This is a genomic window from uncultured Marinobacter sp. (assembly GCF_947488835.1).
GTDB lineage: Bacteria > Pseudomonadota > Gammaproteobacteria > Pseudomonadales > Oleiphilaceae > Marinobacter.
Window position 1 is genome coordinate 964,993 of record NZ_CANLBK010000001.1, and the last position, 21,385, is coordinate 986,377.

A 21,385-nucleotide genomic window follows, 5' to 3' on the forward strand; every position below is an offset into this window, starting at 1 on the left:
GTTCAGATAAGATCATCCGGACTCAACTGTTCTACCGAATTCTTGCCTAGCAGTGCAAGAGTCAGCTCCACCTCATAACGGAAGTTTTCCAGCATTCCTGAAACCGCAACCTCACCACCGGCTGCCAGTGCATAAGCCCATGCACGGCCCACCAGACAGGCGTTCGCGCCAAGGCAAAGCGCCCGCACAACGTCCTGGCCAGACTGTATGCCGCCATCAAACAAGATCTCGGTTTTTCCGGATACGGCTTCTACGATGGAAGGTAACGTCGAGATGGTTGAGGGCGCGCCATCCAGTTGTCGCCCGCCATGGTTTGAGACAACAATACCATCGGCACCCACATCCACCGCGGAACGAGCGTCGTCAGGGTCCATAATCCCTTTGATAACCAGTTTGCCCGGCCAGTGCTGGCGCACCCATTCGAGATCCTTCCAGGTAACCGATGCATCAAACTGCTGGTCTACCCAGGCTTTGAAATCTTCAGGATTGCGTCCCGAAGGCACGGCATCGGAGAGGTTGCCAAACGTCAGGGGCTTGCCCTTGATGGCAACATCCCAAAGCCAGAGGGGATGGGAAAGCAGGTCCGACAGCTTTTGTATCTTGCCCCAAGGCGAGAGGCCGCCATTCATACCGTTACGTATATCTCTATAACGTACGCCGAGCTTGGGAAGATCCACCGTAAACACCAGAGTGGAATATCCAGCTTTGTGGGCACGGTTAAGCAAGGCTTCCGAGTAGCCCCTGTCTTTCAGAACATACAGCTGAAACCAGTTAGCCGCACCGGTTGCCGCGGCAACCTCTTCCAGCGAACAGATGGACACGGTGCTGAGACAAAAGGGCACACCCGTTTTCTGAGCTGCCCGCGCTACCTGAACCTCTCCCCTGCGGGCGAGCATGCCGGCCAGACCAACGGGCGCAAGAGCCAACGGCAAGGAGACATCCTGGCCCAGTATTTGTGTGGCGGCAGAGGCGTTGGACACATCCCGCATAACCCGTTGGCGAAAGTGCAGCTGTTGGAAACCCCCTGTGTTCTCCCTGAGAGTCTGCTCTGAAAAGGCGCCCCCATCAAAGTAGTCAAACATCATCCGAGGCAGTCGGGCTTCGGCGATTTTGCGGTTGTCCGTTGTATTTGCGGGCGTAATCATTATTTTACGTATTCTCCGGCAGACCATTCAGGATAGGGCCGCCACTGTTTTTTCCAGGCTGCCATTTTCTCCGGCTTCATGGGTCTGGCAATAGCGTAGCCCTGAGCATGATAGCAACCAAGGCGAATCAAAAGCTTGCCGTGCTCCATGGTTTCTACCCCCTCCGCCACCAGCTTTTTGTCGAAAGCATGAGAAAGGCCAATTATGCCTTTGAGGATCGCTCTATCGTCACCATTCAATAATGCACTGCTTACAAAGCCCTGGTCGATTTTCAGGGTTCTGACGGGTAGCTTTTTGAGATAGGAACTGCCCTAAGCATAGACCAAATTGCGGCCATTCTTTTCATCACCGCTACTAAATGAACAACATAGACAACCGCCATGCGCTGGATCATTCCCGAGTCGTACAAATTGATATATCCGTAGGCGAAAGCTGCCTGCCTCTGCTAGAACTTTGGGGGTTCAACATCATATGGAGCGCACGCTTACCCGACAGTTGGTCCTTTGCGCTTCAGCGAGGCAACGAGGGATAACGCAATGGAAACTATCACTGTCCAACTCTATCGCTACAACCCGGAAAACGATAACACACCCTATGTGCAGGATGTGGAAGTGGATGCCAGTTACCGCAACCGAATGGTACTGGATGTTCTTGAGCACCTTAAAACGGTCGATCCCACACTTTCTTTCCGCCGCTCCTGTCGCGAGGGTGTCTGCGGCTCTGATGGCCTTAATATTAATGGCCGTAATGGGCTTGGCTGCATTACACGGGTGGCTGATGCGCTTGGCAAGTCGCCCAAACTGGTCATCCGACCGCTCCCCGGCATGCCGGTGATCCGCGATTTGGTGGTAGATCAAACCCTGTTTTTCAAACAATACAAAAGCATTCAACCCTGGTTGATAAACGACCAGCCCCGACCCGCGATTGAGCGCCTCCAAAGCCCGGAAGATCGTGCAAAACTGGATGGATTGTACGAGTGCATTCTGTGCGCCTGTTGCTCATCCGCCTGCCCCTCCTGGTGGTGGAACCCGGAAAAATACGTGGGACCAGCGGGGCTGCTGCAAGCCCACCGGTTTTTACTGGATTCCCGAGACACTGCAACCACTGAGCGCTTGGCAAAACTGGAGGACCCGTTCAGCGTATTTCGCTGCAGGGGGATTGGCAACTGCACGGCTTATTGCCCGAAGGGACTCAACCCCATGAAGCAAATTGGCCGAATCAAGACAATGCTTGTCCGCCAGCATATCTAAACCGCGGATTAATGCATGTTAATCTGATTTTAACGGCAAATGGCGCGCAAATGCTTACACTTATGCCTTGACTGATCCAAAATCACAATCTGAAGCAATCACGACAGGAGCAGCCTAATGCAAGCCATCAGATCTTACACCCAGTCCGTTTCCGCCATCATGGCGCTGGTAATGGTATTGAGTTCTATGTGGGCAATTCCTGCATCTGCCAACATTGTTGGTACTGGCGAGCTCCTGACTGAACAAAGGGCTGACATCGACCGCGAAGCCTTGATGAGCATGCTGGACCGCGAGGACGTAAAAGGCACACTGGCCAGTATGGGCGTGGGAGAACAGGACGTACGGGACAGAATTCAAAGTCTCACACCGGCTGAACTTGCGGACTTCAAACAGCAGCTTGCCGAGGCGCCTACCGGTGAAGGTGTTGTGGGGATAATCGTGCTGTTCCTGCTGGTTTTCATTGTTACAGACATGCTGTGCGCGACGGATATCTTCCCGTTTATTAACTGCATCCGTTAAGCAGCACTGCAATGCATGCTTCCCGGCCACAGATGGCCCGGTTTCTGGCAGCGGCGCTCCTGGGAGTTCTCCTCTCAGGCTGCGCCAGCCAACCAAAGTGGCCCGATACTTACGAAACAGCCACGCTTACCAACGTACCCTTTTATCCTCAAGAGCTATACCAGTGTGGCCCTGCCTCTCTGGCAATGATGCTCAACGCTCAGAACGTGCAGGCAACGCCTGACGAACTGGTGAGCAAGGTATACCTGCCTGAGCGCAAAGGTGCTTTACAAGTTGAGATGGTGGCAGCGGCTCGCCAATATGGCATGTTGGTATATCCACTGAAGCCGGAATTGGATGTTGTACTAAAGGAAGTTGAAGCTGGACATCCGGTACTGGTTTTGCAGAATCTCCGTTTTGGATGGTGGCCACAATGGCACTTCGCCGTGGTGATTGGCTACGACAGCAAGAAGGAAGTGCTAATACTGCATTCCGGCACCGAAGAGAATTACCGTTTGCCCGCCAGCGCATTTATGGCGACTTGGGATCGCTCGGAACGATGGGCACGGGTAATACTGCCGCCAAATCAGATGCCCGCCTCGGCGGAACCGCTAGAATTCCTCATGGCCGCCCATGACCTGGAAACAACTCAGCAAACAAAAGCGGCAAAAGTGGCCTACAGCGCCGCAGCCCAAACCTGGCCCGATCAACCTGCCGCCTTGCTTGGCCTAGGTAATCTGGCCTATCAGCAAGGCAATTGGTCAGAAGCGGAGAAACACTACCGCGCCATGACTGAACAGTTTCCGGATATCAGTGCTGGCTGGAATAATCTGGCTGAAGCTTTGTCCAAACAAGGCAGAGACAGAGAGTCTTCTGCAATGCTGAACAAAGCCCAGGAAATGAAGGGACTTTCAGAACAAACGAGTGCTGATTAACCGCTCTCTGTGGAACTATCCACGCTGGGCTCTTTGCCTAAAAACAGCTTCTCCAAATTCAGTAAACCATCCTGAATCAGATCGAAACCTTTATCGATTTCTGCACCCAAGGTTTCGTTCATCATGCCCAAAGCAACTATCTGCTCTCGTGCTTCGGAATAACCTTTCTCAATGCCCGCGCGGGCCTGGGACATCAGATCTGTCAGCTTCTCCAAATCTGCGCCACCGTCTGCTTCTGCTTGCAGTCGGTTTTGCACAAACCCGAGGATCACACTGGCGACATCCGAAGCGGTAGGTGGCTGGGCCTGTGCGGCGTACTTGTCCGCCCCGGAAACGGCTTTGTTCTGGCCGCCCATGGCTTCCTGAAGCCGCTGTTCCATACGCGCCCGCATCACATTGATAGCATCGGCAGGTGTTCGGATAGTCGCCTGCTTTTCGATTCGTGCCTCGGCAGCTACGCGATTTGCGGGCTTGGCTTCGGTGGGGCTCGTGTTCACTCGACCGGTCACATCCGGCCCGCGACCAATGATTGGCGCTACCATAACCTTAACCTCCTGCAAGGGCTTATGTGTAATGGTTAACGGCAGGCACGCGCCAAACCTTAATATCGATTGGCTATAACGCTCTTACCCCGTAACCGATACCTTCTATTTCTTTAGCCAGCGCTCACCTACCAGTATGTACTGCCCAACGGGTGTTTTTTCGACGGCTTTCTGGCCCGCAACTGTCTCCACTTTAGTGACCGCAATGCCGTGTTTTTCAGCAATTTCTTTATAGGCTTCACGGCGAGCATCGTTTATTGCGCTCACAATGTCCCGTGCCTTCTGGTTCGAGCTTACAGCCGCCAGATAGCCCGCTGGTGTTTCTCCTACAAGGCCTTGGCTTTTTGCAGATTCGAGGGCGTTTTTGGCTTCATCCAAACTCATTGCCATTGCCGGCAACGCGAGACAGAAGGCTACAATCAGGGCGCTGAATCGGGCAAATAATGTCATGGTTAACTCCTTAATCATTCGTTTTGTACAAAACACCAAGGCGATCAGAACAGGCCCTTTTCACTGAATAACTCGTCTACGTCTTTATCAACTTTCACATAAATTTCATGCTGAATTTTTACGTTCAAGTTCACAGTAATCGGCTCCTTGGGCGCAGCCACCTGAACGGTTGGAGTGCAGCCCAGCAATAAGCTGCCCATCACCAGACTCGCCAACAAGGCAAATGCACGTTGGGGAAACCTCGAACCAAATTGCGTCATATCGATGTACTCCTTTGTTACCCTTTACTCTAACAGGTCGTCTGAATCCCGCTCGCGCTTCTTCAGTAAATTTTTAACCCGTTCCGCCACAGCATCGCTCACTCGGCCGCTTAGCTGCAGGCTGGTTAGCAGCGCCGGTATATTCTCTTCCAGGTTGATGTTCAGCACTACAGGCTGGCCTTGGCCAACTTCCGGGCTATTGCCTTCAAGGTGGAGCTCCAATATCAGAGTGCCGTTCTCATCGTAATCGATACCACTATCGAGCACAGAGTAACGGAAATCCTCCAATGCACGCGCAACCAGCTCCATGGACTCACTTTGGCTGGCAAGTGCCTTTAGCCTCTCCGCCGTCACCTCCAGCCGTCCGCCTGGCTTGAGTGCATCGATTCGACCCTTTTCCACCCGAATGCCGGTAGCAGGATCAAACAACACCGGTACTGTTCCACTGAGGATGCCTGTACCTGCCAGCCCTTCTGCCGGGTAGAGCTGTAATAGACGAGCGAGACTGAGTTGATGGAGCTCAACGGGAATCGTCACTGGCGCCTGCGCCAAATCCCAGCTTCCGGGCTGAATGTTTAATTCTCCACCCAAAGCACCGGTGCTGGCTTGCTCCAAATTTATCACCCCTGCCGCAAGGTGGGCCAGAGGCGCTTCGTAATGGCCAGCCAAGCGCACTGGACCAACAGGCAGCCCCGGGTTCACTTCCTCTACAACCAGCTCCGTTGTCGCTACTTTGATACGCTCGTTTTCAAGAACGAGCTCCGTAGCACCGTTCATGTTGGTCCACGCCGTGCGGTCGTAGGTGCCACTCCAGTCCGCAAACACCAGCTTTCCCGCCAATCGCACTGGGCCATTTTGGGGTCGCTCATACTTGGCATTCGCACTGACAGTGCCGCCGGATACAAGCATGGGCTCTGGCCATGCTGTAAATATGCGGGACAATGCCTCAGCTTCGCTTTCACCGCTCACACGAGTGCTAGCTTCAAGAGATAATGGCCCGTTATACGGGAATGCCAGATCGAGGTTTACGGATGCCCCGGCTTTGGCCTTCAGCAAGCCTTTAACATCGGTACGGTCGAGTGTGGCATTCACGTGGCCATCCAGCTGCCAGGACTGCGGTTGTAACTGCGGATGCCGGATCTGTTTTGCCTTGACGCCCAGCGACCCAATCAAAGACAGCTGGCTCAGCCCGCCCTGCTCGCCACGGTAACCCGCTTTAAAGGCCGCTCCGGACAAGTCCACACGCAGGCCATTTAGCTGCATACCATCAGCTACGGCTGCCGTGCCGGAAAGCGGCTCAAGTTCCTCAGCTTCCACGAATGCGGGCTCTCCGAATTTCAACGCGGCTGTACTGGTGTCCAGCCAACCTGTCAGTGATGCCTCTACTTTGGGTTTGGTCAGCCGCCAGCCGGCCACATCAAGTTGTCGCAGTGCTGCAGAGACCTGCGTACTCCCCAACTGCAGTCGCCATGGAGGACTTGTGGCCACAGCCAAGTGGGAATTTATGGCAAGATTTGCGCCCCCACGGCTGGTCACCGCCAGATTTAGCGGTAGCAAAGCAGGCTCTGCCCTGGCTTGGGTAGCGGCAGCTCCGCTAGCCGTCAGGGGTATAGCCTTTGCGGGCCGAACAGAGAGTTCGAGAAGCTCCGGGCGCATCAATTCTGGTATATTTTTGATCCAGGATGCTGGATGGCTCAACTTCAGATCCGCCTGCAGGGTTTCGGGCTGCCATATGCCTTCATCAACCTTCAAAGCCACCTCAGCATTGCCACTGATTGTTCCAACACCGGGTGCCGACCAGGGTTGAGGCAGTCGTGCTTGCACCTTCACGCTCCCCGTCGCTCTGGCCAAAAAAGTTGCGTCTCCGGGCCCCTGTAATTGCCAGCTGGCAGCAGCAGAGCCGGTCTCTGGCTGTTCCGGCCATTGCTCCATGGGTATGCTCTGCCAGGTTTGTAGCCAAGCCAGCAACCAATCTGCCCGGGGTAAGTCCGGCACATCAACAAAGCCCTGCCACGACACCAGGCCATTGGCGCTTCGGGTACTGTAAGCCGTATGCGCTGAAAGGTACTGCACACCGTCAATCGATACTTCTGCTGACAAGTTCAGATTATCGCGCCCCGCGCTATCAAGAGTCGCCAACACTGCAAGCTGATGGCCTTCATGGTCGAGTTGCACCTGGGCCTCAGTAACCTGAGTCTCATGGGAGTTGGCCAAGGCCAGACTACCGGCCAATGGGCAGCGGCCTGTCTCACATGGCAAGGTAACTTCAAACTGCTGTACGCTTACTTTCGAAGGCAGCAAAGCCAGCAATTGAGGTTGCCACTGGATCGGCTGTTGCGGTCCCGGTGCCGTTTCGGACTGAGCTACCGGTTTAGTGTACAAATCGAGCCTCAGGTACTCCGCGGTCAACGTAGTTAACTGCGGCTGCCATCCGCCTCCCCATTCCGGCCAGCGCCAACCCAGCGACAGGTATCGGCCTTGCAGGGCAAGATCTCTCTCCGGGATAGATTGAGTTAGCGTCAGTTCGCGAACAGATACACCACTGAACGACAGTGCCAGCCCCTGCCACTCCAGCGATTCGATTCCGTTTTGCTCCAGCGCCTGATTCCAGAAGTGACGAGCTGCCAGAATGCCCGCCAGCACAGTGAGCAAAAATACTGCAAACAGTCCCCAACCAACTGATTTCCAGGTAATTCGCATTTTATTAGCCTGCTGGATCGATGCGCCGATTCTGGAGGCGCCTGAGTGAAATGGCAACAAGAGCAATCAGCAGCCCCGAAACCCCGAACGCCACCCCAAAGCCACTCACGCCAAGTAACACGCCGAAGAACAGCGGAGCTACAAAATGAACAGCCCGATTGACCATCAACCGCATGCCAAGCGCTCCCGATCGTTGCTCCGCCCCCACACTTTCAGCCAGAACCACCATGGAAAGAGGCTGCGTAAGACCTCCTCCAAAACCCACAAGCAGGGCCACAAGTGCAATAGATGGAGCACCGGTTGCAAATCCTAAATATGCCAAGCCAATTGCTACACCGCCCAACGCGATGGTTGTTGCATTTCCGCGCCCTCCTGCGGCATGGATAATCCTGGGAATAAACGGCCGTATCACCATCGACACGCCCGCCCTCAGGCTAACCAGCACACCAATCATCACAGCGCTCATCTGCAAGCTATCGAGGTACACAGGTAAATAGCTTCCATAAACACCCAGGGTAAACATGCCCGCCACCGTAATGGCGATAGACACCTGAACACCGATATTGGTTCGCGCCAACCTTGCCTGCGCACGAAACCCGGTTTGCTTGCCAGTAGCTCGAATACCCCTGGTGGCATCGCCCGTCAAAGCAAAACCGGCCAGCGCGCCCACCAAGGCAATTCCCGCCATCACCAAAAACAGCTTACCAACACTACCGGCCCCCTGAATCCATGCTCCAGCAATCAAGGGCCCGACCACCTGCCCGCCAGATAACCAAGTAGAGTACCAACCAAAGTAGCCTTCAAGCTTTGGCCCAGTGGCCAGAGAAGAAATCATCGTTTGAGCAGACAACACCATCTGCAGATGCGCCAGCCCGATCAATAGCTGGCCACCAATCAGCCCGTAGTACCCAGGCACAGCCTGTATCAGAAGCAAACCCGCAACCATTACAAACGCACCGATCACTAGTGTGACCCGGCCACCGTGGCGAGTAACCGCGCCGCCCAAAGGAATGGCCAACAAAAAAGGAAGCAGATATTGAGAGCTGAGAATAACACCCAGCATTAGAGGAGAAGCGCCCAGTTCCAAGCCGTACACCGGAACTGTCACCAGCAGCATTGAGTAAACAACAAAGCAGAATGTGAGAGATACGCACACTGCCGTGAAGTTTTGGCCGGCATCATCAGCCGGCCGTCTCAGAATAGTTTTGCGCGTTGGTTTGTTAATACATCACCGGACAGTCGTACAAGTAGATCCACTATCCGTATTCTATTACGTTTATATCAGTATTTCAGAGCAGGCTCGCGGGCCTTCATAGTTGCCACAAATGACCCGACAACCACGAGCGTCGCGGCTAGCGGTAACCGCCAATCTGGCGCTGCAACTCCCGCAATAACCAGAAAACCAGCAGCCAGTACGGGCACACCATAGGCCAGGCTGCCAACCAACGCAGCTGGCCCGCTCCTGAGCGCCAAATCCCATGCCAGCATGGCAAGCCCATATGGCCCAACACCAAGGCCAATACCAACCACAAGAGCCAGCCCAGTGGGCAGCCCGAAAGCCGTCCCTGAGAAAAGATCCGCGATTGCCGCTCCTGCAGCCGCCAACAAGAACAGCCTGGGCATTATTGGCGCAATAGCAACCGGTGCCGCTTGGCAAATCCAGGAATAGAGTGCCCAGCAGCATGCCGCCATCAATGCCAAACCATACCCCAACACGTACTGGGTATAGCCTTCACTTCCTGCGCCCGGAGAGAGCAGCACCGCAGCACCGGAGAATGCGATGAGCGCTCCACACAGCACTGGAAGTGGTATCCGGCGATGAAAGAGCCACTGACTGATCACAATAAACATGATCGGCCAAGTGTAGGTAATCAACGCTGCCTCCGCTGTCGGCGCCATGCCAACGCCTGTCAGATAACCACCTATAGCACCCAGTATCAGGACGGGCAGCAATCCATAAACTGCCAATTTCCAATTGAGCGTTAAAGCCGCCTGTGGCGCCTGAAGACTGCGCCTCCGGCGTTTGCGAATACTAGCAGGTAACGCGACTACTGCTGCACTAAGCAGCGCAATGGTTGTGAGCTGAAAAGGCGGAACCGAACTGGCCAGATCCACCAACAGGGGCGCGCCGGCCCAGAGCACAACGGCAAAAAGGGCGGCAATGATACTGATATAAAGTGGGCGAGAAGGATTGATGATCGCATGCACCGTCGTGGCTCCTTACAAGGTTGGTGGATTTGATTCGACACTGACATGCTATACAATCCTGAATCATCACAAAAACAATGCTTTTTGATGAATCGCATCACAGGAATTGATTAATTGAGAAATCGCATTCTGGATCTCAACATGCTGCTGACCCTGGTGACCATTGCTGACACCGGCACAGTTACCGCTGCGGCAGAACAGCTGTCCTACACGCAATCCACTGTCAGTATGCAGTTAAACCGTTTGGAGGCTGCCGTTGGGGTTCCGCTCCATGAGAAAGATGGGCGGCGGATCAGGTTTACTCCGGAAGGACAAAAACTGGTGGGTTACGCTCGCAAAATGCTGGAGCTGAACAATGAAGCCCTCGACGATGTCCAGCAACAACAGATATCCGGCGAGCTGAACCTCGGCATTCCGGAAGATTATGCCTTTCTTCTTACATCGGTATTGTCCCACTTCAACCGGCAATTTCCCGCGGTGCAGTTACAGGTGACCTGCAGATCAAGCGTCGAGTTGGTAAAACAGGTGCAGGCTGGCAGCATGGATTTGGCGGTCGTCACCCGCCAGGCTCGATCGCCCGGGGGCGAGGTCATCCGGCGCGAACCCTTGATGTGGGCAGTAGGCGCCACCGCTCAGCCATCGTTACTGGACCCAATCCCGCTGGCACTCTACTCTCCCGGCGCAGATGTGTTCCGTGACGCTGCAGAGCAAGCTTTGGCCAGTGCGGGACGGGATTGGCGAATGGCTTACTCAAGCCAATCCATGACGGGACTCATGCCGGTCGTAGCTGCCGGTCTTGCGGTGGTTGTGGTGACACGCAATATGCTGACGCCACATCTTCGGGTACTGGATGAGCGAAACGGCATGCCACCACTGCATTCGGTTGATATAGCCCTGCACCGCCCACCCGGAAGACCCTCAGAGCCCGTGAAACAGCTGGCTGAGCTTATCCGCAGCCACCTGTCCACAGATGAACAAACCCTAAACTAATAGATACTCGGTGCGCTCACGCCATAAGAATGACGGTCACAGCGCGCCACTATGACATCGAACCGATCAGGAAAATGGAGAAGGGGCTTCTTTAAATTCCTCATACAATTCAGGGTGATCTTCCTTGAGGCGGGCCAGGTTAGCTTGCGCTCCTTCTGGCAACATTTTGAGCAGGCTTTTCTGTTCTTCTGGAGACAGTTTTTCGCGGAAGAATGGGAACAGTAGTTCTCGTTCCGCACGAAGATAGGCACCGTGAGCATCAAGGTAAGCCTTCAGATCATCGGCAAAGCGGTCCATCGGCACTACCGCGTCCAGCAGAATCATATCAATGTTCTCTGAAAGCATATTCAGGCGATCCCGCAACGCCTGGTAATCTTCAGCAAGCTTCTGACCTACCTCACCTTCTTTGAACTTTTTAGCCACCAGGTGCTCGCTGTACAGCCTTTCCAGCGGCTTAACAAAGCTTTCCATGTATTCGAGTATGTAATCCACAACCTCTCTAATAAGATGAAAATCCGGGCGTTCGCCCTGGGTCAAGGATTCATACCTTAGCAAGAGTACGTGCAGCAACCGGGCCATGTTAGCGTGGTCGTGGCGTATTTGATTAAGCGTCGCCATGTATAAGCCTCCTTATGATGGTAGCTCGTATTATAGCTATCTTTTCTAAGACCATATTGGATCGTTCGGTATTAGATTGCCAGCGCCCGCGACTACCCAAGCCACTTGATACGAAATCCACACTGAGCCCCTCAACACCCATAGATGTTCTCTCAGGCTAGCTCATCAACTTAATTTGCCAACATGCCACCTGTTTGAGCACTATTGCACCCAAACTCTGAAAACCCACCTCAGGTAGACGCAGTAATGAACTCGCCTCAGACCCATAGCATCATCACAAGCGCAGGCCACAACCTGACAGCACGCCTATTTTTATCCGAGTGCGAAGAAGTACGTGGTGTCTGTATTCTGGCGCCTGCCACCGGTGTGGCCCAGTACCTGTATGATGATTTTGCTCGCTGGCTAGCCGCAAAGGGCTTTCACGCCCTGACGTTTGATTACGAAGGTATGGGGCTGTCGGTAAACGGCCATGTAAAGCACAGCAAGAGCGACAAACTGAGCTGGGGGAAATACGACTGCCCCGCGGTGCTTGATTTCGTGAAAGAGAACTTTAGTAACCTGAAACTCATCTGGATCGGCCACAGCGTGGGCGGACACATGATTGGTTTTATGGGCCACAACCCGGATATAGACCATGTGATTACCGTTGGCTGCGGCACAGGAACCTGGTGGCATAATTCGCCACCAACCAAACGCATGGCCTGGTTCCTCTGGTATTTTCTCGTGCCCACAGTAGTACCAATTGCAGGGTATTTCCCCGGCAACCGCCTGAAGTTCCTGTGTGATATGCCCAAGGGTGTCATCATGCAGTGGCGGCGCTGGTGCCTGAAAGAAGAGTATGCCGTAGGCTACGAGGGTGTTTGGTTACGGGAGCGCTTTGCCAGTGTACGTACACCGATTACTTCGATCGAGTTTTCAGATGACGAAATGATGTCACCTACCAATGTAAGAATGCTGCACGAGTTTTTTACCAACGCCCCCCAGCAGCATATTCGGGTAACACCGGAAGATATCGACCAGAAGCGCATTGGACACATTGGCTGGCATAGAAATCGGTATGAGGTGTTATGGGAGAAGGTTTTTGCGCCGTTGCTCCAATGATGAGCGCAGCCATCAGCCCCGCGCTCACCTTGGCATCTCAACTCTATATACAAAGCTGGAATTTAAGGACAGTTGGTGGAGGCGATCTGATACTCAAGGGTTGCGCCAAGTATTGGATACCGATTGGCAATATAAGTGCTCACCTTTCCGGCACACCAATCCAAAGCCAGGTTCTTCTCCTTATAATCCACGCCATCCCAGCACTGTGCGAGATCACTAGCCCTATTCGCAGGCAAACTGGATGCTGTTTTTGTGACGGTGCAAGAACTATAAGTTGAAGCCTTGGAGCCATCAGAATTTTCACTACCACCGCAACCCGCTACAAGCGCACAAAAGGATAAGGCTACCAGCGATGTTCTCATTGAATGATTTCCCTTTTCTCTCCACACGCCAAATAGTCCAGCTTCATCCCCACCTGGACCTCTACCTTTTCACCTGGTAGACACGGATACTGCAGCCCTGAGCTGCCACCCAGCTCTCGGTACTCACCATTCATCCATAGATCGACAAGTTCATCCGACAAGTTGAGCACCGTTACCGAAGTCGCAGTCTTGGCTTCCGTACCAGCAAACGCAATGGATGACGCCAACAAACCGGCAATTACTAGTTTTAATCGCATGTGATTCCCCAGCCTGAATGAGCAATTAATGAGTTCTTGAATAGGCAGATCAAGCAGCTAGAATTTCCCCAACCGTTATGACCTGCCCCGTGCTCACTCTGCTTCGTAAATTGGATTGCCTTCAATCTCAAAGTAGTCTTGCCCATAGATGAACGGAATCCAGAAGCCACCGCGCTTTACGGTGACATTGGACAAACCAACAGCGCCCGGTCGCTGTTCAATAACATTGTCCATTGCTTCCTTCATGTTCGGGATCCCGGTGGGGATAAAGAAAATGATGTGAGCAGTATCACGATCCACCAGCCGCTCGCTTTCATCTACACGGTGCTCGGTATTTTTAACATCCATATTTTTGGTGGATGCGACGGTAAAGTCACCTAGCCTGTGTGCACAGCCACTCAAAAAAACTGTGCCACATACAACGCTAGCCAAGACTATATTTCGTGTTTTCATTACTTCTCCTAGTTGTTAGAACCAACTTCATTACCAGCCCGGATCAAACCGCGCTTCCCTATGGTCTGCGACACTCTTTCATTTTCTGGGTGCCGCCAGCGGTAAGTCCTCTCACACACCGATGCCGCCAGAGAGAATTACAAATTATTTAAGGCGGGGGGATAGTGCGTCAGATGAGCATTAAGGGGAAGCTCAACTTTGTAAAACTTAGTCATATAACCAATTGATCTTTAATGTATTTGCATAAGCGAACCAATTCAGATCGCAGCTTGTGCCCTCCACTTGCCAAACATCATAACCAACGCATTCAGTCGAGAAGGTCGCAGGGGCAAAATGATCAACAAGGCGTTAATATGCACGGTGATATTGGGTTGAAACACCAACACTGGTTCTCGAAACCGGAACTGTGCAACGTTCAAGCGACACCGGTATAAAACTGTTTTCTAGATTATTCAGAAAGGAACTGCCGAACTATGCCCTACCCCATAGAAGACAAGCTCGTGATCGCAGTGTCCTCAAGCGCCCTGTTTGATCTGGCAAAGTCTGACCGTGTGTTTCGTGAGCAGGGAGAAACAGCCTACCGGAAACATCAGGAAGCCAATCTGGACAAGCCTTTACGCAAGGGCGTTGCTTTTCCTTTCGTAAGACGATTTTTGAGCATTAACCAGAAGTTTCCTGAGCAATGCCCGGTGGAAGTTGTATTGCTGTCGCGCAATTCGGTGATCACCGGCAAGCGGGTATTTCACTCCATTCACCACCGTGGTCTGGATATTACCCGGGCTGCGTTTCTGGAAGGTAAATCACCCTACGCCTACATTCCGGCGTTTAATGCTTCGCTGTTTTTGTCGGCGAATGCCAGTGATGTGTCACAGGCGATTGATTATGGCTATGCGGCGGGCACGGTTTTGCCAAGTAAGGTAGTGGATGATGCAGGTGATACCGAGCTACGCATTGCTTTCGATTTTGATGGTGTCATTGCCGATGATGCTTCTGAGCGAGTATACAAAGCTGGTTCCCTGGAAGACTTTCAGGAGCACGAAACTTCCCGCTCCCAAATACCCCACAGCCCCGGCCCGCTTGCGGATTTGTTCCGCAAGCTTTCCCACCTGCAAAAACTGGAAGACCAGGCGCTCACAGAAGACCCGACTTATAAGCGAATATTGCGAACCGCCATTGTAACTGCCCGCAATGCGCCTTCCCACGAGCGTGTGATTACGACACTGGAACACTGGGGCGTGGACGCCAACGAGGTTTTCTTCCTGGGCGGAATGAAGAAAGACCGCATTCTGAACGTGCTCAAGCCCCACATGTTTTTTGATGACCAGCGTTCGCATCTGGAATCCGATGCGGGGGATATTCCGATGGTGCATATTCCGTTTGGGGTGGCGAATGCAGATAGAGAGCGTATCTAGTCAAGCGGGCATCGGCTTTTACTAATAGTACGATACGAGCCCCATAGACCGACGAAGTCGTTTTCCTGATAGAATTAGCCCCATTATCTAAAGCTTTTTTGCAGCACCCAGATCCGATATGCCAGCCAAACTGAGCAATAAATGATTAACTCCACAGTTTCAGAAAGCGTCGAAATTCCCGTTACACCCTCTAGAAACCTCGGACCAGAGCCATCCCGGCGCTTTTGCGTCGCGCCAATGATGGATTGGACCACACCACACTATAGGTATCTCGCTCGCCTACTAAGCCGGCACACACTGCTTTATACCGAGATGGTCACCACCGGTGCACTGATTCACGGCGATACTGAACGGTTTCTGCGACACGACCCTGCGGAATACCCTTTGGCACTCCAGCTTGGAGGCAGCGATGCGGGGGAGCTTGCGCACTGCGCGCGGCTTGCTGAGCAGTATGGCTTCAGTGAAGTAAACCTGAACGTTGGCTGCCCAAGCGACCGGGTTCAGAACAACATGATCGGCGCGTGTTTAATGGGGCATCCGGATAAGGTGGCAGATGCGGTTCGGGCAATGATCGAAGCAACTCAGCTTCCGGTTACAGTAAAGCACCGCATTGGTATTAACGGTCGTGAATCCTGGGAGGATCTTTGTGAATTTGTAGACAAGGTCTCCGCTGCCGGCTGTCGCACATTTATAGTTCACGCCCGCATCGCGATTCTTGAGGGGCTCAGCCCGAAGGAAAACCGGGATGTCCCGCCATTGAAATACGACTGGGCCTACCGCCTGAAACAGAAGTATCCACACCTGGAGATCATCATCAACGGCGGTATCAAAACCTTTGAAGAGTGCCATGAACACCTGAAGCACACAGACGGTGTAATGCTGGGCCGGGAGGCTTACCACAACCCTTGGCTTCTGGCTGGCGTAGATGCCGAGTTTTTTGGTGTCACACTTTCAGCCACCTCTCGCCACGATGCACTCAGAGCCATGTATCCGTTTATTGAGAGTGAACTGAAGCGCGGCGTGTTCCTTGGCCACATGTCCCGGCATTTTCTGGGCCTGTTTCATGGCATGCCCGGTGGCCGTCAGTTCCGCCGTTACATCAGCGAGAACGCCCATAAGCCAGGCGCAGGTCTGGAGGTGATTCAAACAGCATTGGAGAAAGTTCCTGAGTCACAGCAGTCCCAGCAAATGGAAGCCGTAACACGCGCCTGACCCTCGTCCATAAGCCTCTATTACCGAAACCTTACCTTTTGCTGTCTTGTTCCTGTCTTTACAGCCCGTTATTGTAGAACCACTACCCGCATCCGGGATTTGGATGTGCTGATAACAAAATCAACCGGGACGACGTTACGAATGACCAACAAGCTAGACCAACTGAAAACCATGACCACGGTAGTGGCAGATACCGGCGATATCGATGCCATCGCCCAATGGCGCCCCGAGGATGCCACCACAAACCCCTCGTTGTTGCTGAAGGCGGCTGCTTCCGATGCCTACCGGCCTATGCTTGAGCGAGCAGTAGCCATGGCCCGTAAACAGGGCGGCTCGGTTGCCGAGCAGTTAACCCTGGCTACGGATATGCTCGCTGTACTCGCAGGTCAGGAAATCCTCAGTTTGATACCGGGCGTGGTGTCTACAGAAGTGGATGCACGTTTGTCATTTGATACCGAGGCTACGCTCAAGCGGGCCCGTCGCCTGATCGAGCTTTACGATCAGCAAGGCGTAGATACAAGCCGGGTTCTGATCAAGATAGCAGCTACCTGGGAAGGCATCCGCGCCGCGGAGATACTTGAGCAGGAAGGTATTCGCTGCAACCTTACATTGCTGTTCTCATTTGTTCAGGCGGCGGCCTGTGCACAGGCCGGAGCCTTCCTGATTTCGCCGTTTGTTGGCCGCATCCTCGACTGGCACCTAGCCAACAGTGGTCGTGATCACTTCCCCGCTGCCGAAGACCCCGGCGTACTCTCTGTCGCGAGAATCTACAACTACTACAAGGCAAATGGTTACAGCACCGTAGTTATGGGCGCCAGCTTCCGGAATATCGGTGAGATCGAAATGCTCGCTGGCTGCGACCGGCTCACCATCAGCCCCACGTTACTCCAGGAGCTGAAAGACGACAATGGCAGCCTGGAGCGCAAGCTTTCAGCCGCCGGCGCCTCTTCAACCGATGGTTTCGGGGTTCTGGATGAAAAGCGCTTCCGTTGGGAGTCTAACGAAGATGCCATGGCCACTGAAAAACTGGCAGATGGCATTCGTCGCTTTACCATTGACCAGATTGAATTGGAAAACCGGGTTCGCCAGCTGGCCTCGAAGGCGGCCTGAACCCAATGCCGTTTCAATGCAATCCAACATACCCAAACAACCGGGTCAGACTATGATTGAAAGCCTTAAAAAGCTGTTTAGTGCACCGGAAACGGAGCATCGTAAACCCGATGAGCATCAGCTCGCGATTGCTGCAACTGCGTTAATGGTTCAGCTATCACAGGTCGATAACGAACAGGATGAGCGAGAACTCCAGGCGATTATAGATTGCGCCATAAAAGCTCATAATCTAACCCGGAAAGAAGCGGAAGATATTCTGAAAGCCGCCCTGAATCAGGCAGAGGATGCCACGTCTCTTTATGAGTTTACCGGGCAGATTAACGAGGCGCTGGATCAGGATGCCAAGCAGTCATTGCTGGAGAACATCTGGCATGTTGCCCTTGCTGATGATCGCATCGACAAATACGAAGAACACCTTATTCGCCGTATTGCTGATTTGCTGCATCTTAACCACCGGGAATTCATGCAGGCGCGGCATAGGGCTGAGAGCGTACGCTCTTAGCTTGTAGACCACTCAGGAGACAGCATGCTAGCCATACTTCACCCCAACACGCCTCTGGATAGCGACGCCTATCGGCAGACAATGCACTACCTGGAACATCTGCCCGGCGTGACCGTGCGGGTACACGAGATTCAGGGCGTTAGCCAACGACTGACCGAAATATACTTATTGGGCGACACCAAGCCGCTCGATAAAGAAGATATCGAAGCCCTGCCGGCTGTTGAACGCGTCATCCGCATTTCCGACGACTACCGGATTCTTGGGCGCCACCGGGACGACAACCGGCAAACAGGCTTTAGCTATAACGGTGTCGATTTCAACCAGTCCAACCTCAATATTTTTGCAGGGCTCTGTGCTGTCGATATACCAGAGCATGTTGAAATGATGCTGAAGGCCCTGGAGGAAAATGGCCAGGTGTGCACCCGTATGGGCGCCTACAAGCCCCGCACCAACCCCTATTCGTTCCAGGGGCATGGCAAGGGCTGCCTGCCTTGGGTATTTGAAAAAGCCGGTAAACACGGCATTAAAGTGGTGGCCATGGAAATCACCCATGAAAGCCACATAGAAGAGATTGATACCTGCCTCGAAAAACTTGGGCGGCCTACGGGCGTCATGCTTCAGGTCGGCACCCGGAACACACAGAACTTTGAATTGCTAAAAGCCATTGGCCGGCAGCGCACCTATCCGGTTCTGCTCAAGCGTGGGTTCGGCATCACCCTGAACGAATCCCTGAACGCGGCGGAATATCTGGCCAGCGAAGGCAACGCTAACGTTATATTCTGTCTGCGCGGCATGAAAACCGAAGCTGGCCAGCCGCACCGCAACATGGTGGATTTTGCCCATGTACCTGCGGTTAAACGGCTGACGCGTATGCCGGTTTGCGTCGACCCGTCCCATTCTGTGGGCACCCGGGAAAAATCCCCGGACGGCATCCTCGACGTAATGCACGCGACGGCACAAGGCGTGATTGCAGGGGCCAATATGGTGCTGGTGGACTTCCACCCGAAACCAGAGAAAGCCCTGGTAGACGGGCCTCAGGCCTTGCTTATGAACGAACTGCCAGCCTACCTTGAAGATATACATCTGTGCCACGACACCTGGAAAAAGCGCCAGGCCATTTACCAACGTTTAAAAGGTGAAGTACCGGAATGATCGTCTACGGACACAGGGGGGCTAAAGGTGAAGCCCCCGAGAACACGCTGCCCGGTTTCAGGCACGCCTACAGGCAGGGTGTAAGGCATTTTGAGCTGGATTTGGTGCTATCAAAAGATGGTAAACCTGTGCTGGCGCACGACTTAACCGTCGATCGTACAACCGATCAGAAAGGCGAGGTAGCTCGTTATACCGCTGCTGAACTTGCCTCAATGGACGCACGCAAAAACACAAGCCCATGGCCATCCCCAGCGGGAATTCCATCGTTGGAAGATTTGCTCGATCAGTTCCAGGACCTCGAGCATTTACAGCTTGAAGTGAAGTCAGACAGTCGCGCCAGGTTGAATATCCTTTGCAATCGACTAACAGAAATCATTCAACATCGGGATCTTTACCAAACGGCTGCGATTACCTCGGCAGACACCTGGTTTTTGAAGGAAATTCGCAGAAGGAACAAACGCATTCGCACCGGGCTGGTGGCAGAGCGACGATTCCCCAGGCCCATTGGACTGGCTGCGAGGTTGGGCTGCAAGTACTTATGCATCAACTGGAAGCTGTGCTCACCGCAGCTTGTGGAAAATGCGCGCCGTAAAGGAATGCACGTATCCTGCTGGACCGTGAACAGCATCCAGGACATGCTCCGGCTCGAAGCTATGGGCATAGACAGCGTTATTACAGACTACCCTACAAGCACGCGCATGTTCTTTGATAACCGCGCACGCGCTTCTCTGTCCCTGCCTGAACGCAGTGAAAGCAAGCCGGCAGATAATATGATTTTACCCGCCGGCTGACTTTGAACCTGAACCGGTCAGAAGATCCGGTTCAGGCCATTCAGCGCCGCTACCCGATAGGCTTCCGCCATGGTTGGGTAGTTAAACGTTGTGTTGATAAAGTAATTGAGCGAGTTGGCTTCGCCTTCCTGATTCATGATGGCCTGACCGATGTGGACGATTTCAGCTGCCTGGTCACCAAAGCAGTGAATCCCCAGAATCTGCCGGGTTTCACGGTGGAAGAGGATTTTCAGCATGCCCACCGCCTCACCGGTAATCTGAGCCCGAGCAAGATCCTTGAAGAATGCCTGGCCAACTTCATAAGGCACCTTGGCTTCCGTCAACTCGCGCTCGGTCTTACCCACAGAGCTGATCTCAGGAATCGTATAAATGCCCGTTGGCACATCGGTCACATACCGGAAGTAATCGTCATTAACGATGTCTGACGATGCAGAACGCCCTTGGTCATAAGCTGCGCTTGCAAGGCTCGGCCATCCGATCACATCGCCTGCAGCATAGATGTTATCTACCTCGGTACGGTAGTGTTCATCTACTGGTAGCTGGCCGCGACTATTCGGCGTCAACCCCACATTCTCAAGCCCCAGACTATCAGTGTTGCCACTTCGGCCGTTACACCAGAGGAATGCATCTGCCCGGATTTTCTTACCTGATTTCAGCGAGAGAACCACTCCGTGGTCGTCACCATCAACCGAGTCGTATTCCTCATTATGACGAACCAGAACACCGTTGTTACGCAGGTGATAGCTCAGTGCATCGGAGATTTCATCATCGAGGAACGACAGCAAACGGCTACCCGGGTTGATCAGATCCACCTTCACACCCAGGCCCGCAAAGATAGATGCGTATTCGGAGCCAATAACACCCGCACCATAGATAATCAGCGTGCGCGGTGTATGGGAAAGATTGAGTATGGTGTCTGAGTTGTAGATCCGGTGATGGCGGAAGTCCAGATCAGGCGGTAAATACGGGCGTGAGCCAGTAGCAATAACAACCTGCTTGAAATGCAGGGTTTCAACTGACTTGTTACCACGAACTTCCAGCCGGTTATTGTCCAGAAACGAAGCGCGCCCATTGATCAGATCGACCCGATTCCGGGAATAAAACTGGGTTCTGAGCTTCACCTGTTTGCCAATGACCTTCTGTGCACTTTGCAGTACCCGCGGGAACGAAAACCAGCGAGGCTCTCCAATGTCGCGGAACATCTGATTAGTGTTGAAGGTAATGATCTGCTTTACCGAGTGACGCAAAGCCTTGGAAGGAATCGTACCCCAGTGGGTGCAGTTGCCTCCCACGGTAGGCTTGTCTTCAACGATAGCAACACGCTTGCCATGCTTCGTCGCGTTCATTGCCGCACCTTCACCTGAAGGTCCGGCACCGATAACGACGACGTCGTAATGATGTTCTGCCATGCGCGCAGTGACTCCTTATCTACGTCGT

General features: G+C 53.4%; 22 protein-coding genes and 1 pseudogene. 11 read left to right on the forward strand and 12 right to left on the reverse strand.

Annotated elements, in window-relative coordinates; genetic code table 11:
* Positions 1-2: 2 nt before the first annotated feature.
* Positions 3-1,145, reverse strand: a complete 1,143-nt coding sequence (locus tag Q0824_RS04465; protein WP_298447891.1) for an L-lactate dehydrogenase — start codon at positions 1,143-1,145, stop codon at positions 3-5.
* A pseudogene (locus Q0824_RS04470) lies at positions 1,145-1,438 on the reverse strand (EAL domain-containing protein); the annotation flags it as partial. The pseudogene Q0824_RS04470 and the gene Q0824_RS04465, both read right to left, overlap by 1 nt.
* A gap of 243 nt (positions 1,439-1,681) precedes the next feature.
* Here Q0824_RS04470 and Q0824_RS04475 point away from each other — a divergent pair.
* The 3 genes from Q0824_RS04475 (at position 1,682) to Q0824_RS04485 (ending at position 3,828) form a co-directional block, all read left to right on the forward strand.
* Positions 1,682-2,395: a succinate dehydrogenase iron-sulfur subunit gene (locus Q0824_RS04475; protein WP_298447893.1), complete on the forward strand. Its 714-nt coding sequence runs from the start codon at positions 1,682-1,684 to the stop codon at positions 2,393-2,395.
* Between the two features lie 117 nt (positions 2,396-2,512).
* Entirely contained in the window at positions 2,513-2,914 is a 402-nt protein-coding gene (locus Q0824_RS04480) for a PA2779 family protein (RefSeq protein WP_298447895.1), read from the forward strand.
* An 11-nt stretch (positions 2,915-2,925) separates the two neighbouring features.
* The gene (locus tag Q0824_RS04485) at positions 2,926-3,828 is read left to right on the forward strand and encodes a PA2778 family cysteine peptidase (protein ID WP_298447897.1); all 903 of its coding nucleotides are present in this window, start codon (positions 2,926-2,928) and stop codon (positions 3,826-3,828) included.
* Here Q0824_RS04485 and Q0824_RS04490 read toward each other — a convergent pair.
* The 6 genes from Q0824_RS04490 to Q0824_RS04515 form a co-directional block, all read right to left on the reverse strand.
* Positions 3,825-4,370 (reverse strand): DUF5610 domain-containing protein, encoded by a 546-nt coding sequence (locus Q0824_RS04490; protein ID WP_298447899.1) that lies wholly within the window; start codon positions 4,368-4,370, stop codon positions 3,825-3,827. The genes Q0824_RS04485 and Q0824_RS04490 overlap by 4 nt on opposite strands.
* A 105-nt stretch (positions 4,371-4,475) precedes the next feature.
* Positions 4,476-4,820, reverse strand: coding sequence for a YdbL family protein (locus tag Q0824_RS04495; protein ID WP_298447902.1), 345 nt, complete (start codon positions 4,818-4,820; stop codon positions 4,476-4,478).
* A 44-nt stretch (positions 4,821-4,864) separates the two neighbouring features.
* A complete protein-coding gene (locus Q0824_RS04500) occupies positions 4,865-5,080 on the reverse strand; it encodes a YnbE family lipoprotein (RefSeq protein ID WP_298447903.1) in 216 nt (71 codons plus the stop codon).
* A gap of 24 nt (positions 5,081-5,104) precedes the next feature.
* Positions 5,105-7,780 carry a YdbH domain-containing protein gene (locus Q0824_RS04505; protein ID WP_298447905.1) on the reverse strand — a complete coding sequence of 892 codons (2,676 nt, stop codon included), beginning with the start codon at positions 7,778-7,780 and terminating at the stop codon, positions 5,105-5,107.
* A gap of 4 nt (positions 7,781-7,784) precedes the next feature.
* The gene (locus tag Q0824_RS04510; RefSeq protein ID WP_366521640.1) at positions 7,785-9,005 is read right to left on the reverse strand and encodes an MFS transporter; all 1,221 of its coding nucleotides are present in this window, start codon (positions 9,003-9,005) and stop codon (positions 7,785-7,787) included.
* Between the two features lie 56 nt (positions 9,006-9,061).
* Positions 9,062-9,988: a DMT family transporter gene (locus Q0824_RS04515; protein WP_298447907.1), complete on the reverse strand. Its 927-nt coding sequence runs from the start codon at positions 9,986-9,988 to the stop codon at positions 9,062-9,064.
* A 114-nt stretch (positions 9,989-10,102) separates the two neighbouring features.
* On the opposite strand from Q0824_RS04515, the gene Q0824_RS04520 reads away from it, so the two are divergent.
* Complete coding sequence (locus tag Q0824_RS04520; protein ID WP_298447910.1) at positions 10,103-10,978, forward strand: LysR substrate-binding domain-containing protein; 876 nt, start codon at positions 10,103-10,105, stop codon at positions 10,976-10,978.
* Positions 10,979-11,044: 66 nt separating this feature from the next.
* On the opposite strand, the gene Q0824_RS04525 is transcribed toward Q0824_RS04520, so the two are convergent.
* Positions 11,045-11,596 (reverse strand): hemerythrin domain-containing protein, encoded by a 552-nt coding sequence (locus tag Q0824_RS04525; RefSeq protein ID WP_298447912.1) that lies wholly within the window; start codon positions 11,594-11,596, stop codon positions 11,045-11,047.
* A 246-nt stretch (positions 11,597-11,842) separates the two neighbouring features.
* Between Q0824_RS04525 and Q0824_RS04530 the strand changes: the two genes are divergently transcribed.
* On the forward strand, positions 11,843-12,697 hold the full coding sequence (locus tag Q0824_RS04530) for an alpha/beta hydrolase (RefSeq protein WP_298447914.1): 855 nt from the start codon (positions 11,843-11,845) through the stop codon (positions 12,695-12,697).
* Between the two features lie 358 nt (positions 12,698-13,055).
* Here Q0824_RS04530 and Q0824_RS04535 read toward each other — a convergent pair whose 3' ends face one another.
* A complete protein-coding gene (locus Q0824_RS04535; protein WP_298447916.1) occupies positions 13,056-13,316 on the reverse strand; it encodes a hypothetical protein in 261 nt (86 codons plus the stop codon).
* Positions 13,317-13,409: 93 nt separating this feature from the next.
* Positions 13,410-13,769 carry a hypothetical protein gene (locus Q0824_RS04540; RefSeq protein WP_298447918.1) on the reverse strand — a complete coding sequence of 120 codons (360 nt, stop codon included), beginning with the start codon at positions 13,767-13,769 and terminating at the stop codon, positions 13,410-13,412.
* Positions 13,770-14,242: 473 nt separating this feature from the next.
* Here Q0824_RS04540 and Q0824_RS04545 point away from each other — a divergent pair, with 473 nt between their 5' ends.
* From Q0824_RS04545 to Q0824_RS04570, 6 genes are all read left to right on the forward strand, one after another.
* Entirely contained in the window at positions 14,243-15,181 is a 939-nt protein-coding gene (locus tag Q0824_RS04545; protein ID WP_298447920.1) for a 5'-nucleotidase, read from the forward strand.
* A 141-nt stretch (positions 15,182-15,322) separates the two neighbouring features.
* On the forward strand, positions 15,323-16,393 hold the full coding sequence (gene dusA, locus Q0824_RS04550; protein ID WP_298447921.1) for a tRNA dihydrouridine(20/20a) synthase DusA: 1,071 nt from the start codon (positions 15,323-15,325) through the stop codon (positions 16,391-16,393).
* A gap of 141 nt (positions 16,394-16,534) precedes the next feature.
* The gene (tal, locus tag Q0824_RS04555) at positions 16,535-17,503 is read left to right on the forward strand and encodes a transaldolase (protein ID WP_298447923.1); all 969 of its coding nucleotides are present in this window, start codon (positions 16,535-16,537) and stop codon (positions 17,501-17,503) included.
* Positions 17,504-17,555: 52 nt separating this feature from the next.
* On the forward strand, positions 17,556-18,005 hold the full coding sequence (locus Q0824_RS04560; protein ID WP_298447925.1) for a TerB family tellurite resistance protein: 450 nt from the start codon (positions 17,556-17,558) through the stop codon (positions 18,003-18,005).
* A 24-nt stretch (positions 18,006-18,029) separates the two neighbouring features.
* Positions 18,030-19,157, forward strand: coding sequence for a 3-deoxy-7-phosphoheptulonate synthase (locus Q0824_RS04565; protein ID WP_298447926.1), 1,128 nt, complete (start codon positions 18,030-18,032; stop codon positions 19,155-19,157).
* Complete coding sequence (locus tag Q0824_RS04570; RefSeq protein ID WP_298447928.1) at positions 19,154-19,948, forward strand: glycerophosphodiester phosphodiesterase; 795 nt, start codon at positions 19,154-19,156, stop codon at positions 19,946-19,948. Before Q0824_RS04565 ends, Q0824_RS04570 begins: the two co-directional genes overlap by 4 nt.
* A 17-nt stretch (positions 19,949-19,965) precedes the next feature.
* Here Q0824_RS04570 and sthA read toward each other — a convergent pair whose 3' ends face one another.
* Complete coding sequence (gene sthA, locus Q0824_RS04575; protein ID WP_298447930.1) at positions 19,966-21,357, reverse strand: Si-specific NAD(P)(+) transhydrogenase; 1,392 nt, start codon at positions 21,355-21,357, stop codon at positions 19,966-19,968.
* Between the last annotated feature and the right edge of the window lie 28 nt (positions 21,358-21,385).

Coding starts and splice junctions, on each gene's coding strand:
- Q0824_RS04465 (WP_298447891.1), bottom strand. CDS start 1,145: ATGATTACGCCCGCAAATACAACGGACAACCGCAAAATCGCCGAAGCC.
- Q0824_RS04475 (WP_298447893.1), top strand. CDS start 1,682: ATGGAAACTATCACTGTCCAACTCTATCGCTACAACCCGGAAAACGAT.
- Q0824_RS04480 (WP_298447895.1), top strand. CDS start 2,513: ATGCAAGCCATCAGATCTTACACCCAGTCCGTTTCCGCCATCATGGCG.
- Q0824_RS04485 (WP_298447897.1), top strand. CDS start 2,926: ATGCATGCTTCCCGGCCACAGATGGCCCGGTTTCTGGCAGCGGCGCTC.
- Q0824_RS04490 (WP_298447899.1), bottom strand. CDS start 4,370: ATGGTAGCGCCAATCATTGGTCGCGGGCCGGATGTGACCGGTCGAGTG.
- Q0824_RS04495 (WP_298447902.1), bottom strand. CDS start 4,820: ATGACATTATTTGCCCGATTCAGCGCCCTGATTGTAGCCTTCTGTCTC.
- Q0824_RS04500 (WP_298447903.1), bottom strand. CDS start 5,080: ATGACGCAATTTGGTTCGAGGTTTCCCCAACGTGCATTTGCCTTGTTG.
- Q0824_RS04505 (WP_298447905.1), bottom strand. CDS start 7,780: ATGCGAATTACCTGGAAATCAGTTGGTTGGGGACTGTTTGCAGTATTT.
- Q0824_RS04525 (WP_298447912.1), bottom strand. CDS start 11,596: ATGGCGACGCTTAATCAAATACGCCACGACCACGCTAACATGGCCCGG.
- Q0824_RS04530 (WP_298447914.1), top strand. CDS start 11,843: ATGAACTCGCCTCAGACCCATAGCATCATCACAAGCGCAGGCCACAAC.
- Q0824_RS04535 (WP_298447916.1), bottom strand. CDS start 13,316: ATGCGATTAAAACTAGTAATTGCCGGTTTGTTGGCGTCATCCATTGCG.
- Q0824_RS04540 (WP_298447918.1), bottom strand. CDS start 13,769: ATGAAAACACGAAATATAGTCTTGGCTAGCGTTGTATGTGGCACAGTT.
- Q0824_RS04545 (WP_298447920.1), top strand. CDS start 14,243: ATGCCCTACCCCATAGAAGACAAGCTCGTGATCGCAGTGTCCTCAAGC.
- dusA (WP_298447921.1), top strand. CDS start 15,323: ATGATTAACTCCACAGTTTCAGAAAGCGTCGAAATTCCCGTTACACCC.
- tal (WP_298447923.1), top strand. CDS start 16,535: ATGACCAACAAGCTAGACCAACTGAAAACCATGACCACGGTAGTGGCA.
- Q0824_RS04560 (WP_298447925.1), top strand. CDS start 17,556: ATGATTGAAAGCCTTAAAAAGCTGTTTAGTGCACCGGAAACGGAGCAT.
- Q0824_RS04565 (WP_298447926.1), top strand. CDS start 18,030: ATGCTAGCCATACTTCACCCCAACACGCCTCTGGATAGCGACGCCTAT.
- Q0824_RS04570 (WP_298447928.1), top strand. CDS start 19,154: ATGATCGTCTACGGACACAGGGGGGCTAAAGGTGAAGCCCCCGAGAAC.
- sthA (WP_298447930.1), bottom strand. CDS start 21,357: ATGGCAGAACATCATTACGACGTCGTCGTTATCGGTGCCGGACCTTCA.